Raw genomic sequence first — 16,266 nt, 5'->3', positions numbered from 1 at the left:
CGAGGTCAGGAGGAGGAGCAGAAACGGCGCCAGAACTGACGATAGCCCTCCTCGACCTTGCGGGTGTAGGTCTCGACGTTGCCGGCCGCGGAATTGGCGGCCATCGCCGGCAGCGCCGCGCGCAGCTTCGCGAGCTCCCCGGGCGCCGCGGCATGTTTGAGGGCGATGGCGAGATAGCTGTCGTCATCGCTCGCCACGAAGTCATCGAGACCAACCGCGACGTTGATCGCCGCGGCCGCGCGCGCGGCGGCGCCCTCCCCGAGCTTGGCGATGACCGGCACGCCGGCCTGCAGCGACTCCCAGGTGCTGACGCCGCCGTTCTGCGGGAACGGATCGAGCGACATGTCGATGTTCGCGAACTGGGCGATGTGCTGGTCGCGCGTCGACAGACCGAGGCAGGTGACGCGCTCCTGCGCGATGCCATTGTTGACGAAGCGGGCGATCAGCGCGTTGCGCACCAGCGCATCGTCGAGCGCGCCGTTCTTGATGACGATCCTCGCCTCCGGCAGCGCGCCCATGATCCGCGCCCACAGCGCGAGCGCGGGATCGGAGATCTTGTCGATGCGGTTGAAGACGCCGAAGGTGACGAAGCCGTTGCGCAGCATCGGCAGCGGCGTCGGCTGCCAGCCCTGCAGCGGGTCGGTGGTGATCACGGCCGGCAGGTCGTAGACCTGCTCGGCGAACAGCGGACGCACCGGCTCCGGGATGGTGACCGGGTCGGCGAAGAAATAGTCGATGGTCGGCAGTCCCGTGCCGGTGCCGCTGCCCCAGGCGGTGACCTGGATCGGCGCCGGCTTGCGGGCGAACACCGGCAGCCGGTTGCCGGCGGAATGGCCGGAGAGATCGACGAGGATGTCGACCTGATCGGCGTCGATCCGATCGGCGAGTTCCTCGTCCGACATCTGCCAGGCGTCGACCCAGAGGTCGGCCGCCGCGCGGCACCGCTCGGTCATCGCGTCGCGCAGCGGCGAGCAGGAGTAGCAGACGACCTTGAACGCGGCGTGGTCGTGATGGCGCAGCACCGGCAGGAAAGTCAGCGCCGCCGAATGGCTGCGGAAATCGGACGAGACATAGCCGATGGTCAGCCGCCGCTCCGGATCGCGATCACGCACGGGCGGCGGACGGCGTTCGATCGCGGCGCCGATCCGGGTCCACCATTCGCGCCTGATCGCCTGATGCTGGGCGAAGCCGGTGTCCGGCATGAAATCGAGCAGGAAGATCTTCGCAGTGATGGCATCGCCAAAGGCCGGATTGAGATCGAGCGCGCGATCGAAATGCGCAAGCCCGGTCGCGAGATCGCCCTGCTTGCAGAAGCATTCGCCGAGCCAGGTCCAGGCGACCTCGGAAGTCGGATTGAGCTCGAGCACCTTGCGGCAGGCATCCATTGCGGGGGCGATGTTGTCCCTGACGACGCTGAGCTGCGCGAAGCCGAGCAGCGCCACCTCGTGGCGCGGATCGAGCGCGAGCGCGGCCTCGAAATCGGGCATCGCCTTGTCGAAGCGTCCGGCCTGCTGATGCAGCCGGCCGCGCTGCGCCAGCACCTGCGCGGCGTTCGGCTTGATTGCGAGCGCGGCATCGAAGGCCGCCAGCGCTTCGTCGGAATGGCGGAGCGCAATGCTCGCGAGCCCCTTGCCGAACATCGCCTCCATGTGGCGCGGATTGAGCGACAGCGCCCGCTCGAAGCTCTGATTGGCCTCCGCATTGCGGGCCAGCGGCAACAGCGCCATGCCGCGATTACAATAGGCATCGGCGTAGTCGGGCTTCAGCACGATCGCGCGGTCATGCGCTGCTATCGCCTCTTCCGGCCGCCCCAGCCGCATCAGGGTGTTGCCGAGGCCGGTGAGCGCGACGAGCAAATTGGGCTTCAGCACGATCGCACGCTCCTGGCATTTGCGCGCCTCCTCGAACCGCTTGCGGTTGAACAGCGCGAGGCCGAGATTGGACAGTGCCTCGGCATGGCGCGGCTCGATCTCGACCACCCTGGTCAGCGCCTGCTCGGCCAGCTCGAACTGGCCGCCGTCGAGCGCTGTGACGCCACGCAGATGCAGCGCATCGACATGATCCGGCAGCAGCGCCAGGATCTCACCGCAGATCGCCTGCGCCTCGGCGTGACGGCCGGACCGATAGGCGGCGACGGCGCGCGGCATCAGCTCGTCGGCCTGCTTGCGGTGCTTCTTCTGGAGCCGCGCGTTCTGAAAGGCGCGAGACCCGACATTGCTAGCCAAAGACTTGCCCCCCGAGGCAGTATGCAGATCCTGAGAACGCGACGAACATTTGCGTGGCCTCGTCCGAGGCCACCGCTTGTTTCACTCTCCGGCGCCTGCGCAATAGCGACGCCAGAACAGGCGGTAGCCCTCCTCGACCTTGTGCGTGTAGGTCGCGACATTGCCGGCAGCCGAGTTCGCCACCATCGCCGGCAGCTCGGCGCGCAGCTTGGCCAGCTCCTCCGCCCTGGAGGCCCAGCTCACGGCGAGCGCAACATAGGCATCGTCATCCCTGGCGACGAATGCGCCGAGCCCGACCGCCGAGACGATCCCGGCCGCGGCGCGCGACGCCGCGCTTCGACCGAGCTTGGCGATCACGGGCACGCCGGCCTGCAGCGATTCCCAGGTGCTGACGCCACCATTCTGCGGGAACGGATCGAGCGAGATGTCGACCAGGGCAAACTGCGCGATCTGCTGCTCGCGCGTCGACCGGCCGAGGCAGACCACGCGCTCGGGCGCCACGCCATGGGCCGCGAAACGCGCCAGCAGGCGGTCGCGCAACAAGGGATCGTCCAGCGAGCTGCTCTTCATCACGATCCGCGAGTCCGGCAGCGCCTGCATGATCCGCGTCCAGACACTGAGCGCGGGATCGGAGACCTTGTCGAGGCGATTGAACACGCCGAAACTCACATGGCCGTTGCGCAGCATCGGCAGCGGCGTCGGCACGAGGCCGGGCAAGGCTTCGGTGGTGATCACGGCGGGCAGATCGTAGACCTGCTCGGCGAACAGAGGGCGCACGGCCTCCGGCACCGTCACGGGATCGGCGAAGAAGTAGTCGATGGTCGGCATCCCCGTGCCGGTGCCGCTGCCCCAGGCCGTCACCTGAACCGGCGCGGGCTTGCGGGCGAACAACGGCAGCCGGTTGCCGGCCGAGTGACCGGAGCAATCGACCAGGATATCGACGCCGTCAGCCTCGATCTGATCGGCGAGCTCATCGTCGGAAAATTGCGAGGCATCGATCCAGACGTCGGCACAGGCGCGGAACTGCGAAGTCACGGCGTCATTCACGGGAGAGCAGGCGTAGCAGCAGATGCGGAACGCCTGCCGGTCGGCATGCTTCAGAACCGGCAGATAGGTCAGCGCCGCGGAGTGATTGCGGAAGTCCGACGAGACGTAGCCGATCGTCAGCCGCCGCTCCGGATCGCGGTCGCGCGGCGGCGGCGCTCGGCGCGCGATGTGGCTGCCGATGCGCTGCCACCATTCGCGCCTGACCGCCTGATGCAGCTCGAAATCCGCATCGGGCAGGAATTCGAGCGTGAAGATCTTCGCAGTCATGGCCTCCGGAAAGTCGGGCCTGATCTCCAGCGCGCGATCGAAATGCGCAATGGCGGCGTCCAGCTCACCCTGCTTGCCGAAACAGATGCCGAGCCACAGCCAGGCATCTTCGGAGCGCGGATTCTGCTCCAGCACCTTGCGGCAGCCATCGACGGCCTGGGCGATGTCGGTGAAGTGGTCGAGCTGCGCCTTGCCGAGCAGCGCAATCTCCAGCATCGGATCGCGCGCCAGCGCCGCCACGTAGTCCGCCTTGGCGAGGTCGAAGCGCCCAGCCATCTGATGCAGGCGGCCACGCTGCGCGAGCACCAGCGGCGCACCCGGCCTGATCGCGAGCGCGGCATCGAAGCAAGCGAGCGCCTCCGCCAGATGGCGCTGCTCGAGGCTGAGCAGCCCCTTGCCGAACAGCGCCTCCATGTGACGCGGATTCAGCGACAGCGCACGGTCGAAGCTCTGGATCGCCTCGGCGTTGCGGTTGAGCGGCAGCAGCGCCATGCCGCGATTGCAATAGGCGTCGGCATAGTCCGGCTTCAGCGCGATGGCGCGGTCATGCGCGGCGATGGCCTCGTCAGGACGTCCAAGACGCATCAGCGTGTTGCCGAGCCCGGTCAGCGCGACCAGCAGATTCGGCTTCAGCGCGATCGCCCGCTCCTGGCATTTGCGGGCGTCCTCGAAGCGCTTGCGGTTGAACAGCGCCAGCCCGAGATTGGACAGCGCTTCGGCATGACGCGGCTCGATCTCGACCGCCTTCGTGAGCGCCTGCTCGGCTAGATCAATCTCGCCGCTGTCGAGCGCGACGACGCCGAGCAGATGCAGCGCGTCGAAATGGTCGGGCAGCAGCGCCAGGATCTGGCCGCAGATTGTCTGCGCTTCGGCCCGCCGGCCGGCGCGATAGGCCGCGACCGCGCGCGGCAGGAGATCATCGACCTGCTTGCGATGCTTCTTCAGCAGCCGCGCGGTCTGAAAGGCGCGCGAACCGACATTGCTTGCCACGAGTGGCCTCCAGGGGGTGACGCATTAGCACTCACTCGAACAATGGGACGCGTGAACAGGGAGAGGACAGTGAACGCGAACGCAGGACCGTCAGCCAGCGGCACAATAGTCGCGCCAGAACTGGCGATAGCCGTCCTCGACCTTGCGCGTGTAGGCCTCGACATTGCCGGCGGCGGAGTTCGCGACACGCGCCGGCAGTTCGGCCCTGACACGCGCCAGCGCCTCGGGATCAGCCGCATGCTTGAGCGCGGTCGCGATGTAGCCGTCATCGTCCTCGGCGACCCAGTCGTCGAGCCCGATCGCCTTCACGATCGCGCCGCCGGCGCGCGAGGCGGAGCTGTTGCCGAGCTTCGCCACGACGGGCACGCCGGCCTGCAGCGATTCCCAGGTGCTCACGCCGCCATTCTGCGGGAAGGGATCGAGCGAGATATCGATCTCCGCGAAGGCTGCGATGTGCTCCTGCCGCATCGACGATCCCAGGCAGGTCAGCCGGCTTTCGACGATGCCGTGCGCCACAAAGCGCGAGATCAGTCCGTCGCGCAGGAAAGCATCGTCGAGCGCCCCGTTCTTGATGATGATGCGGGCGTCGGGAAGCGCGCGGAGCAGTGCGGCCCAGACAGTCAGTACATGATCGGAGATCTTGTCGACCCGGTTGAACACGCCGAAGGTGACGTGGCCGTTGCGCAGCATCGGCAGCGGCGTCGCCTGCGCGCCGGGCAGCGGATCGGTCGTGATCAGCGCCGGAAGATCGTAGACTTTTTCCGCAAACAACGGCCGCACCGCCTCCGGCACCGAGACCGGATCGGCGAAGAAGTAGTCCATGGTCGGCAATCCCGTGCCGGTCGCATTACCCCAGGCCGTGACCTGGATCGGCGCGGGCTTGCGCGCGAACACCGTGAGGCGGTTGCCGGCCGAGTGGCCGGAGAGGTCGACGAGGATGTCGACCTGATCGGCCTGGATGCGGTCGGCGAGTTCGTCGTCGGACATCTGGGCGGCATCGACCCAGATGTCGGCCGTCGCCCTGCACTGCTCGGTGACGGAATCCAGCTGCGTCGAGCACGAGTAGCAGACGACCTTGAAGGCGGCGTGGTCGTGATGGCGCAGCACCGGAAGGAAGGTCAGCGCCGCCGAATGGCTGCGGAAGTCCGACGACACGTAGCCGACCGTGATGCGGCGGTCTGGATTGCGGTCGATGGAGGCGAACTGGCGCTGGGGGATGCGCGCGCCGATGCGTTCCCACCATTCGCGCCGGACCGCCTGATGCACGGCGACGTCGGCGCCGGGATAAAAATCGAGCGCGAAGATCTTCTTCAGGATGGCATCCTCGAAATCCGGCTTGATCTCGAGGGCGCGGTCGAAATGCTGGATGGCGCCGGCGGTATCGCCCTGCTTGGCGAGACAGGTGCCGAGCCAGATCAACGCCACCTCGGACCTCGGGTTCTGCTCGAGCACCCGCTTGCAGGCGACCATCGCTGGCGCAATCCGCTCGGTCAGGACGCAGACATGCGCCTTGCCGAGCAGTGCAGACTCCTGCCCGGGATCGACCGCCAGCACAGCATCGAAATCCGCCTCGGCCTCCGTGAACCGTGCCATCTGCACGTAGAGCCGGCCGCGCTGCGCGATCACGGCGGCCGCTCCCGGCTTGAGCGCGAGCGCCGCATTGAAGGCCGCCAGCGCCGGCTCGAGGTGCCGCAGATTGATGCTGACGAGCCCCTTGCCGAACATCGCCTGCATGTGGCGCGGCGCCAGGGCCAGTGCGCGATCGAAACTCTGCCTTGCCTCCTCGTTGCGCAGCAGGAGCAGTTGCGCCATGCCCCGGTTGCAATAAGCGTCGGCGAAGTCGGCCTTGAGCGCGATGGCGCGGTCATGCGCTTCGATCGCCTGCGCGAACAGCTGCATGTTCATCAAGGTGTTGCCCAGGCTGGTCCAGGCCGTCGCAAAGGTCGGCTTGAGCGCGACGGCGCGCTCCTGCACCGCGCGCGCCTCCTCGTAGCGCTTCAGGCTGAACAGCACGAGGCCGAGATTGGAAAGCGCCTCGGCGTTGCGGGGCTCCACGGCGACGGCACGAGTGAGCGCCTGCTCCGCGAGATCGAACCGGCCGCTGTCGAGCGCGGAGGCGCCCAGCAGGTGGAGAGCGTCGAAATGATCGGGTACGAGGCCGAGCGCCTGGCCGCAGATGGCCTGGGCCTCCGCGTGCCGGCCCGCGCGATAGGCCTCGACGGCCTTCGGCATCAGGCCATCGGCCTGCTTGCGGTTCTTCTTCTGCAGGCGCGCGTTCTGGAACGCGCGCGATCCGATCGTGCTTTGCAACGAAGCTCTCCGGCGGGCTGATCCGGGGCTATCTAGCACGGCTCGCCTGATTCGCGGCGAGCGCCCGCTTTACTCGCGGCGGTAATCGTCCTCGATCCGGATGATGTCATCCTCGCCGAGATACGAGCCGGTCTGGACCTCGATCAGCTCCAGCAGGATCTTGCCCGGGTTCTCCAGCCGGTGCACCGCGCCCATCGGGATATAGATCGATTCGTTCTCGTGGACGGTTTTGACCGTCTCGTTGACCGTGACGCGCGCCGCCCCGCGGACGACGATCCAGTGCTCGGAGCGGTGGTAGTGCTTCTGCAGCGACAGCCGCTGGCCGGGCTTCACCACGATCCGCTTGACCTGGTGGCGCTCGCCATTGTCGACCGACTGGTAGCTGCCCCAGGGCCGGTGGACCTTGATGTGCGCCTCGGTGACCTCCGGCGCCACGGTCTTGAGCTTGGCGACCAGCCGCTTCAGCCCGTTGGCGTCGCGCTGGCGCGACACCAGGACCGCGTCCTGCGCGGCCACGACGACGAGATCGTCGACACCTTCGAGCGCCACCAGCGCCTTGTCGGTGACGACGTTGCAGTTGCGGGAATCCTCGAACACGGCGGTGCCGCGCGCGGCGTTGCCCTGCCCGTCCTTGTCGGACAGCTCCCAGACCGCGTGCCACGAGCCGACGTCGGACCAGCCGCACGACACCGGCGCGACGGCGGCCCGCTCGGTCTTCTCCATCACGGCATAGTCGATCGAGATCGGCTTGGCCGCCGCGAAGGCATCGGAGTCCAGGATGATGAAACTGAGATCGCGGCCGGCCTTGGCGACCGCGTCGGCGACGCTCTGCACGCTGCCGGCATCATACTTGCGATACTCGTCGAGCAGCACGCCGGCACGGAACATGAAGTTGCCGCTGTTCCAGAGATAGCCCTCGCCGATGTAGCGCTCGGCGGTCGGCTGGTCCGGCTTCTCGACGAATTTGGCCACGGCCCGTACTTCTCCGGAGACCACAGCGCCAGGGCTGATGTAACCGTATTCCGTCGCCGCACGCTCCGGATTGACGCCGAAGGTGACGATCCGGCCGGCTTCCGCCGCCGCCAGCCCCTGCCGGCAGGCCGCCACGAAGGCCGTGTTGTCGCGCACGATATGATCGGCCGCGAGCGCCAGCACCACGGCATCCTGATCGCGCGACTGGGCGAAGGCGGCGCCGGCGGCGATCGCCGGCCCAGAGTCGCGCCGCATCGGCTCCAGCAGGACATCGGCCTCGATGCCGATCTCGGCCAGCTGCTCCAGCACCATGAAGCGATAGGCCATGTTGGTGATGATGATCGGCCGCGCGAACAGGTCAGCGTCCGACACGCGCAGCAGCGTGTCCTGGAAGGTGGAGCGCGCGCCGAACAGCGGCAGGAACTGTTTGGGCCGCACTTCGCGTGAGGCCGGCCACAGCCGGGTCCCGGCGCCGCCGCACATGATGAGGGGAATGATGCGTCCGGTCATGAAATCAGTCCATCAAATCTGGTGGTAGTCGCGATACCATTTCGCAAAACGTGAAATGCCGTCGGCGATCGACGTCGCCGGCCGGAAGCCGATGTCCCGTTCGAGGTCGCTGACGTCAGCATAGGTCGCCTCGACGTCCCCGGGCTGCATCGGCAGCATCTCCTTGATCGCCGGCCGGTCGAATTCCTTCTCCAGCAGCGTTATCACGTCGGTCAACTGCTCGGGGTGATTGTTGCCGATATTGTAAACCCGCCATGGCGCCCGGCTGCTCGAGGGATCGGGCCTGTTTCCATCCCAATCCGGGTTTCCCTGTGGCGGACGGCCGATCAGGCGGCCGATGGCCTGAACGATATCGTCGACATAGGTAAAATCACGCCGCATCTGGCCGTGATTGAACAGCCTGACCGGCTGTCCCGCCAGGATGGCCTTGGCAAAGATGAACATCGCCATGTCCGGCCGGCCCCAGGGGCCGTAGACAGTAAAGAAGCGCAGCCCTGTGGCCGGCAGCCGGTAGAGATGGCTGTAGGAATGCGCCATCAGCTCGTTGGCCTTCTTGCTCGCCGCATAGAGGCTGATCGGATGGTCGACATTGTCCTTGACCGAGAACGGCAGCTTCGTATTGGCGCCATAGACCGACGAGGACGAGGCGAACAGCAGGTGTCCGCAGCCGTGATGCCGACAGCCCTCGAGCACGTTGATGAAGCCTTCGAGATTGGCGTCGACGTAAGCGTGCGGATTTTCCAGCGAGTAGCGCACGCCGGCCTGGGCGGCGAGATGCACCACCGCGGGAAAGCGATGCTGGGCAAACAGCGCCTTGACGCCGGCGCGGTCGACGAGATCGAGCTTGTGGAAGGTGAAGCCGGGCTGCGCCTTGAGAATCTCGAGGCGCGCGTCCTTCAGCTTGGGATCGTAGTACGAATTCAGATTGTCGAGCCCGACGACCTGCCGCCCCTCGGCGAGCAGCTTCCGTGACAAGTGAAAGCCGATGAAGCCGGCGGCGCCGGTCACGAGGATGGGCTGATCGGCCATGGTCACTTCCTTACGGTCGCCAGAGTTCAATGGCGGCGGGTTTGCTCGCGCGGTCGAGCTTCATCTTGACGTCGAGCACGAGGCCGCTCTCCTCGCGCAACAGCCGCTGAACCAGCGGCCAGCCGCCGGCCAGGAACGGATCGTGCGAGACCGCGAGCACGACGGCGTCGGAAGGCTGCAGCTCCGTCATCGGGGTGAGGCCGATGCCGTATTCTTCATGCACGGCGGCGGCATCGGCGAGCGGATCGGCGACCTGCACCTCGATGCCGAACGACTGCAATTCGCTGATGATGTCGATCACGCGGGAATTGCGGATGTCAGGAACGTTCTCCTTGAACGTCATGCCGAGGATGGTGACGACGCCGCTGCGGCCGCGCCGCTTCAAAAGCCCACGGATGCATTCCCGCGCGATGCGCCGCCCCATCTCATCGTTGATCCGGCGGCCTGCGAGGATGACCTCGGGGTGATAGCCCGCCTTCTCGGCGCGATAGGTGAGATAATAGGGATCGACCCCGATGCAGTGGCCGCCGACGAGGCCGGGCGTGAAGGGCAGGAAGTTCCATTTGGTTCCGGCCGCCGCCAGCACGTCGCCAGTGTCGATGTCGAGCGCCTGGAAGATCAGCGACAGCTCGTTCATGAACGCGATGTTGAGATCGCGCTGGGTGTTCTCGATCACCTTGGCCGCCTCGGCGACCTTGATCGATGGCGCGCGGTGGATGCCGGCCGTCACGACGGAGCCGTAGACTGCGGCCACCGTCTCGAGTGTCTCGGCGTTCTGGGCCGAGACCACCTTGGTGATGGTCTCGAAGCGATGCGTCTTGTCGCCGGGATTGATGCGCTCCGGCGAATAGCCGACGTTGAAGTCGCGGCCGGCCCGCAGCCCCGAGCCGCTTTCGAGCAGCGGCACGCAGTCCTCCTCGACCGCCCCCGGATAGACCGTGGACTCGTAGACGACGATGTCGCCACGCTTCAACACGGCGCCCACCGCGCGGGTCGCGGCGAGCATGGCGCCGAGATCGGGCCGGCGCGCGCTGTCGATCGGTGTGGGGACGGTGACGATGAAGAAGTCGGCCGCCGCCATCTCACCAGGGTCGCTGCTGAAGCGCAGGCCGGGCCAGCGCAGGTCGGCCGCATCCACTTCGCAGGTCCGGTCCCGGCCCTCGCGGAGCTCGGCGACCCTGACGGCATCGATGTCGAACCCGATGACCGGGCAGCCCGCGCGCGCGAACGCGGCGGCGACCGGCAGGCCGACATAGCCGAGGCCTATCACCGCAATCTTCCGGCCATGAGACATAAATTGATATTCCGGTCGTTTCGGAGGCCATTGACGCCACCCCTGCGACTGTTTAGCCACCGGGGCATCGGGACCGCAAGGGGTCGGCCGCCCCGATGGGCCGGTCCCATCCGGGCCTCGATGCCGCCAGGACGGGAGTTGCGCGTCTCGCACTCGGCTTGGGACCTTTCAACCAAGAGCGAAGCCAGCCCTCGCATGCGAGCGTTTTTGATTCTCATTCTCCGGATCGTGGTTTCGCTCGCTTTGCTGTATCTCGCGCTGCGCGGGATCAACTTCGCGGCGATCCGCGAGCGGCTCAGCCAGATCAGCATCGGCTGGATCGTGCTGGGGGTGGCGATCACGCTGCTGCAGATTTTCATCGGCGCGCTGCGCTGGCGCGAGATCTCGGCACTGTGCGGGGCGCCGCTGACCGACATGCGCGCCTTCCGCTACAACATGATTGGCGCCTTCTTCAATCAGACCCTGCCCTCCTCGATCGGCGGCGATGCCGTGCGGCTGTGGCTGATCGGCCGCACCGGCGCCGGATGGCGCGCGGCCAGCTATTCGATCCTGACCGACCGCGCCGTCGGGTTCATCGCCTTGGCGCTGATCATCGTCGCGAGCCTGCCGTGGAGCTACGGCCTGATTGCCAACGAGAACGGACGCCTCGCGCTGGTGTTCGTCGACGCCGCCGCATTGGCGGCGGGCGCCGGCTTTCTGATCATCGGCTACCTGCCCGCCGCGTGGATGAAGGCGTGGTGGCCGACGCGTCACGTCTATGCCTGCTCGGTGATCGCCAACAAGGTGATCTTCGGCAAGGCCACCGCGGTGAAGATCGCCGCGCTCTCGCTCTCCGTCCACGTGCTGGCAGTCGTCATCGCCTGGTGCGCCGTGCGCTCGATCGCAGCGTCCGTCGGCTTCGAGCAGCTGTTCCTGCTGACGCCGCCGATCATGCTGATCACGATGCTGCCGATTTCGATCGCGGGCTGGGGCGTGCGCGAAGCCACCATGATGGTGACGTTCGGCTATGCGGGGCTGGCGCCGGCCGACGGCACGGTGGTCTCGATCCTGTTCGGCGCGATCTACTTCATCGTCGGCGGCATGGGCGGGCTGGTGTGGATTCTCAGCGCCGAGAAGGGCGCGGGCCGGATGGCCATCCCCGCGACCGCGGAGGAGTGACGCTTAACGGTTGGCCGCCCATTGGTCGTGCCAAGCCTGCGCCATCAGCACATTCCACAGCCAGTAGGCGTGATTGTGCCGGCGGCTGAGATGTTCGTCGAACATGCGCGTTACCCGCGCGGGGTCGAACAGGCCTTGCCGCTGCAGCCGCGATGACGACAACAAATCCGCTGCCCATGATTTCAGCGGGCCGCGGAGCCAGGCGTCGATCGGGATGCTGAAGCCGGTCTTCGGCCGGTCGATCATCTCGGCGGGCACATGGCGATACAGCACCTGCCGCAGCAGCCATTTTCCGCGGCCATCGCGCACCTTCATGCTGGCGGGAACCCTGGCGGAGAATTCGACGACGTCCTTGTCGAGGAACGGCACGCGCGTCTCCAGCGCCACCGCCATCGCGGCGCGATCGACCTTCTGCAGGATGTCGTCGCTGAGATAGCTGAGGGAGTCCGCGAGCGTCATGCGATCGAGCGGATCGAGCGGTTGCGTCAGCTTGTGCAGTTCATCGGCCGCCCAGCCGGCGCGCTCCTCACCGCCGATCACCGTGCGGGCGGGATCCTGGTCGATCGAGCACAACGTCCGGTACAGGCTTTCGAAACCGTCCGCGGCCATGAGGCGGCCGAGCTTGGCGACCTGATCGCCGGCATGCCGCACTTTCAAGCGCCCCGGAAGAATGGGCTGCAGCGCCGACAGGATCGTGTCCGCGGGTTCCGGCGCGACAGCACCAAGAGCAGCCCCGATCATCCGCCGCACCGGCACCGGCAGCCGGCCGAGGCGCGCCTGCAGCCGCTCGCCCCAGACATGCCGGTTGTAGCCGCCGAACAGCTCATCGCCCGCATCGCCGGACAGGGCCACGGTCACGTGGCGGCGCGCCAGTTGCGCCACCAGATGGGTCGGAATCTGCGAGGAATCGGCGAACGGCTCGTCGTAGATGAGCGGGAGCTTGGGAACCACGTCCATCGCCGTCGGGGCATCGACATAGAGATCGGTGTGATCGGTGCCGAGATGCTGCGCCACCTTGCGCGCATCCTCGGCCTCGTTGTAGCCGCCCTCCGCAAACCCGATGCTGAATGTGCGCACCGGCCGGCTCGTCTGGGCCTGCATCAAGGCGACGATGGTCGACGAATCGACGCCGCCGGACAAAAAGGCGCCGAGCGGCACGTCCGCGAGGCATTGGCGCTTCACGGCGGCGGACAGCAGCTGTTCCAGCCGCGCAACCGCGTCCGGCTCGCTCTGGATGCGATCGGATTGGGCGGCGACGACGACGTCCCGCAGCGACCAATAGGCCTGCGGCGCGGGCAGGCTTCCCGACGCGGCGTTCGCGGAGAAGCTCACGAACGAGGCCGAAGGCAGCTTGCGCAGGCCGGTCCAGATCGTCGCGGGCGCCGGAACATAGGAATAGCGCATGAACGATGTCAGCGCCGCGCGATCGAGCGACGGCGCCCAGGATGGATGCGCGGCGAGCGCCTTCAGCTCCGAACCAAAGACCAGGTCGGTGCCGCACCAGCCGTAGAACAGCGGCTTCTCCCCGAAGCGATCGCGCGCCAGGGTCAGCTGCCGAGTCTCGGCATCCCATAGCCCGAACGCGAACATGCCGATCAGGCGCTGCAGCGCCGGCTGGATGCCCCATTGCCTGACGGCGGCAAGCAGCGTCTCGGTGTCGGAATGGCCGCGCCAGTTTGGCGCCCCGCCGCACGCCTCCAGTTCGGCCCGAATTTCGAGATGGTTGTAGATCTCGCCGTTGAAGGTGATGGTGTAGCGCCCGCAGGCGCTGTGCATCGGCTGCGCGCCCGCCTCGGAAAGATCGAGAATCGCCAGTCGCCGCTGGCCGAGGGCCAAACCGACATCGGCCCGTGTCCACAGCCCCGATGCATCCGGCCCACGATGGGCGAGCGCCGCCGTCATGCCGGCGACGACGCCGGTCAGCATGCTCTCGTCAGCCCCGCCCGGCCGCAACAGTCCGGTTATGCCGCACATGAGTTCTCGTTCGACGTTAAGGCTCTCCGAGGCAGAGCTCGGCGACCCCGGTCTCATTCAGGAGAAACGTCTTCTCATGCTTGGCGAGAAACGCAAGGCTGGGACGACTTGGACCGTAGAAATAGGGCAGCGCGAGGGAGCGCTTCCAGCGGTCCAGAAGTCCCGCCGTGTCATAGCGGGCCTCGAATTCCGCCGATCGTCCCTCGGCCAACGCCAGGACCTCCTCGACCGCATGACAGATCTCATCGGACGAATTGTTCTCCGGGTGCGCGCCGTTCCTGCCCAGCACGGCGGCATCAAAAACCCGCCATCGCCACGGCTCGCTTGTCAGCTGCCGCTGCGTCAGCGTTGTTCCATCCCTCAGCCTCACGTGCTTCAACGCAAAACGGACATTGGCGTGCCACAGCTGGGCATCGGTCGTGATGGCGTTGACGATCGCACAGGGAATCCCAAAGCTCACGGCCACGTTCGTCAGCCCGGACGTGGTCCCGACGAAGGCCCGGGCATGACGGATCAAATGAACATCCATCAACTCCGAGCGGAACTCGCTCAATGCGTAGTCGATGGTTCGCTCCATCGGAGGAAGCTTGGGAGATTTTGGCCCACCAAGCTTGATCACCCATCCACCCCGCGAGGTGATCAGTCGGATGGCCTCGAGCGACGTTTCGATCGGCGCATTGCGATGCGTCTGCCCCGTCCCCATGAACTCGAAATAGTGGGCTGCATCGCGGGTGTGCAAGCAGACGTACCAGTCGTCGGGCTTCATTCCGTATCTGGAACAGAGCCGCCGGAATCCGTCGGCGGCAACATCCGCGAGATTGGTCGCCTGATCATAGACCTCCCGCAACGGATGCGGTCGTCCTTCGCGCTCCCATTGCTCGATGGCGATCGCTCCCGCCTCCTGCCACGGCACGGCACGTCCGTCCGGCAGCCGGCACGCATTGAAATTCAAGCCATACCACCGCTGAAGGGACAACAACTCATGTGCGGTCCGCTCAGAGATCGACTCACCGACCACGAGGATCTGACCGAAGCGTTCGAAAAGACGGAAGAATGGGTCGTTGGCAATCAATCCCGGGCGCGCAACGATCACCGCCTTGCCCGACCACCAGCGAAGCTCACGCATACGAAACAGAATGTCGAGCATCCCCAGATGGCCGATCTGGGTGGCCCATTCCTCCGGCACCAAACGCAGCTCCTCCAGGGAGACGTCGAGTCGGCGGAGCAGGTCTGCCAACTCTGCGGATAGCAGCGGTGGCGATTGGCGGAGTTCCTCTTGCGCGTCCAAAGCACGTTCGAACAAGCGAGTTCCAAGCTCGCCGCGTCCGACATGCGTCACCCGCTGTCCAGTGAAGTTGCACAGATCGAACAGCCGGCCGGGCGCTCCCGAGAGCACATCGATCTGGTTGGGAAAATAGCGTGACGAACCGCGAGCAGCGATATTCTGATGAGGACGAAAAAAATGCAGGCTGCCCCGGCAGGCCCAGAATAGCGCGTCCAACGCACCCGCTTCATCGCCGTCAATGATCTGGAGCATCGCCCTGTGAAAGGCGAGATCGATGATTCGGATCAGATCGTCGTCTGTCGCTCCCGCTGCCGCATCCAGGGCTTCATCGAACTCGCCCAGTTCGAAGAGCGACCTCACGAGCGCATACCTGACGGCCGGGCTGTCCAAACGCAACGTCTCCCGACGCACAGACTCGATCACCTCCCGATAGGCTCCGATCCGGTACAGGACATGGATCGATGCCCGATAGAAGCGACGACTGAGAGCCGTCGAATAGCGGTAGTCAGCGTGCTCCGCGAGATGAGAAGTGACGTAGGGAAAGTAGGCCTGGTACATCCGCTCACGCAGCGGCAATCTCACGAACTCGGCGACGACGAGACCAAGGAACACCAATCGCCGCGGCAGCAGACTCAGCGCCGCGCCGAACGTGATGAAAGCCAGATAGACAAACCTGCGATAGCGAGCGGGCTTCATTTTGAGCTTCAACTTCCTCCGGTAACGCCCCAACGGAGCCGATGTACCTGCTTCCCCGCAGACAGATTCAGCTTGGGTTGGATGACCGAAGCAAGTTGCGTGCAAATACGATGTCGACGATCAGCTTCGAGAATGAATTCATAAGAATGCGAAGCCCCAAGGAACAACGGGCATTGCCGAGCTATCAGCTCGGCAATGGATGATCCAAAGTTGTATCGTCTGCCCCAGGCACGACGTATAGCAGAGCGAATGCTGCCAAGCCAAGCCGAACCTCGCGACAGACTGATCGGCGCCGACAGAGTGCAGAAATCCGCAACTTGCTGCCTTGCTGTTCATCTGGCTTTCAGCTCGGCGCAAACCGAATCTCACCGCGAACACATGCCACCGCGCTATACAGCGCGTTCAGCGAACACCGCACGCTTCGACCTGTCCTGCACGATTGCCGGCTTCGATGAACGGAGCCCCCTGCCCGGTAGCCTCCCCATCCCCTGGCTCGTGAACCGAGATTC

At 66.0% G+C, this 16,266-nt stretch carries 9 protein-coding genes; 1 reads left to right on the top strand and 8 read right to left on the bottom strand.

The features are described from left to right. Nucleotides 1-5: 5 nt before the first annotated feature. The 6 genes from ACQR0Z_RS10010 to ACQR0Z_RS09985 form a co-directional block, all read right to left on the bottom strand. Nucleotides 6-2,225: a tetratricopeptide repeat protein gene (locus ACQR0Z_RS10010; RefSeq protein ID WP_434918481.1), complete on the bottom strand. Its 2,220-nt coding sequence runs from the start codon at nt 2,223-2,225 to the stop codon at nt 6-8. A gap of 81 nt (nt 2,226-2,306) precedes the next feature. Further along, nucleotides 2,307-4,529 carry a tetratricopeptide repeat protein gene (locus tag ACQR0Z_RS10005; protein WP_434879082.1) on the bottom strand — a complete coding sequence of 741 codons (2,223 nt, stop codon included), beginning with the start codon at nt 4,527-4,529 and terminating at the stop codon, nt 2,307-2,309. A 90-nt stretch (nt 4,530-4,619) separates the two neighbouring features. Beyond that, a complete protein-coding gene (locus ACQR0Z_RS10000; protein ID WP_434918480.1) occupies nt 4,620-6,839 on the bottom strand; it encodes a tetratricopeptide repeat protein in 2,220 nt (739 codons plus the stop codon). Between the two features lie 69 nt (nt 6,840-6,908). Continuing rightward, nucleotides 6,909-8,321 (bottom strand): mannose-1-phosphate guanylyltransferase/mannose-6-phosphate isomerase, encoded by a 1,413-nt coding sequence (locus ACQR0Z_RS09995; protein ID WP_434879080.1) that lies wholly within the window; start codon nt 8,319-8,321, stop codon nt 6,909-6,911. Between the two features lie 12 nt (nt 8,322-8,333). Next, nucleotides 8,334-9,350, bottom strand: coding sequence for an NAD-dependent epimerase (locus ACQR0Z_RS09990; protein WP_434918479.1), 1,017 nt, complete (start codon nt 9,348-9,350; stop codon nt 8,334-8,336). A gap of 10 nt (nt 9,351-9,360) precedes the next feature. Beyond that, nucleotides 9,361-10,644, bottom strand: a complete 1,284-nt coding sequence (locus ACQR0Z_RS09985) for a nucleotide sugar dehydrogenase (RefSeq protein ID WP_434918478.1) — start codon at nt 10,642-10,644, stop codon at nt 9,361-9,363. 195 nt (nt 10,645-10,839) lie between these two features. Between ACQR0Z_RS09985 and ACQR0Z_RS09980 the strand changes: the two genes are divergently transcribed. Then, complete coding sequence (locus ACQR0Z_RS09980; RefSeq protein ID WP_434879077.1) at nt 10,840-11,802, top strand: lysylphosphatidylglycerol synthase transmembrane domain-containing protein; 963 nt, start codon at nt 10,840-10,842, stop codon at nt 11,800-11,802. 3 nt (nt 11,803-11,805) lie between these two features. Here the strand turns inward: ACQR0Z_RS09980 and asnB are convergent, their stop codons facing one another. Continuing rightward, nucleotides 11,806-13,776, bottom strand: a complete 1,971-nt coding sequence (gene asnB / locus ACQR0Z_RS09975) for an asparagine synthase (glutamine-hydrolyzing) (protein ID WP_434918477.1) — start codon at nt 13,774-13,776, stop codon at nt 11,806-11,808. Between the two features lie 16 nt (nt 13,777-13,792). Continuing rightward, complete coding sequence (locus ACQR0Z_RS09970) at nt 13,793-15,769, bottom strand: TIGR04372 family glycosyltransferase (RefSeq protein ID WP_434918476.1); 1,977 nt, start codon at nt 15,767-15,769, stop codon at nt 13,793-13,795. Nucleotides 15,770-16,266 lie beyond the last annotated feature (497 nt).

The organism is Bradyrhizobium sp. HKCCYLS3077, from assembly GCF_051167555.1.
GTDB lineage: Bacteria > Pseudomonadota > Alphaproteobacteria > Rhizobiales > Xanthobacteraceae > Bradyrhizobium.
The sequence above is the reverse complement of the archived record's forward strand: the minus strand, read 5'-3'. Positions and strand labels throughout refer to the sequence as shown.

Excerpts from the sequence above, each read along its gene's own strand:
- ACQR0Z_RS09995 (WP_434879080.1), bottom strand. The coding sequence starts at position 8,321 with ATGACCGGACGCATCATTCCCCTCATCATGTGCGGCGGCGCCGGGACC.
- ACQR0Z_RS09990 (WP_434918479.1), bottom strand. The coding sequence starts at position 9,350 with ATGGCCGATCAGCCCATCCTCGTGACCGGCGCCGCCGGCTTCATCGGC.
- ACQR0Z_RS09985 (WP_434918478.1), bottom strand. The coding sequence starts at position 10,644 with ATGTCTCATGGCCGGAAGATTGCGGTGATAGGCCTCGGCTATGTCGGC.
- ACQR0Z_RS09980 (WP_434879077.1), top strand. The coding sequence starts at position 10,840 with ATGCGAGCGTTTTTGATTCTCATTCTCCGGATCGTGGTTTCGCTCGCT.
- asnB (WP_434918477.1), bottom strand. The coding sequence starts at position 13,776 with ATGTGCGGCATAACCGGACTGTTGCGGCCGGGCGGGGCTGACGAGAGC.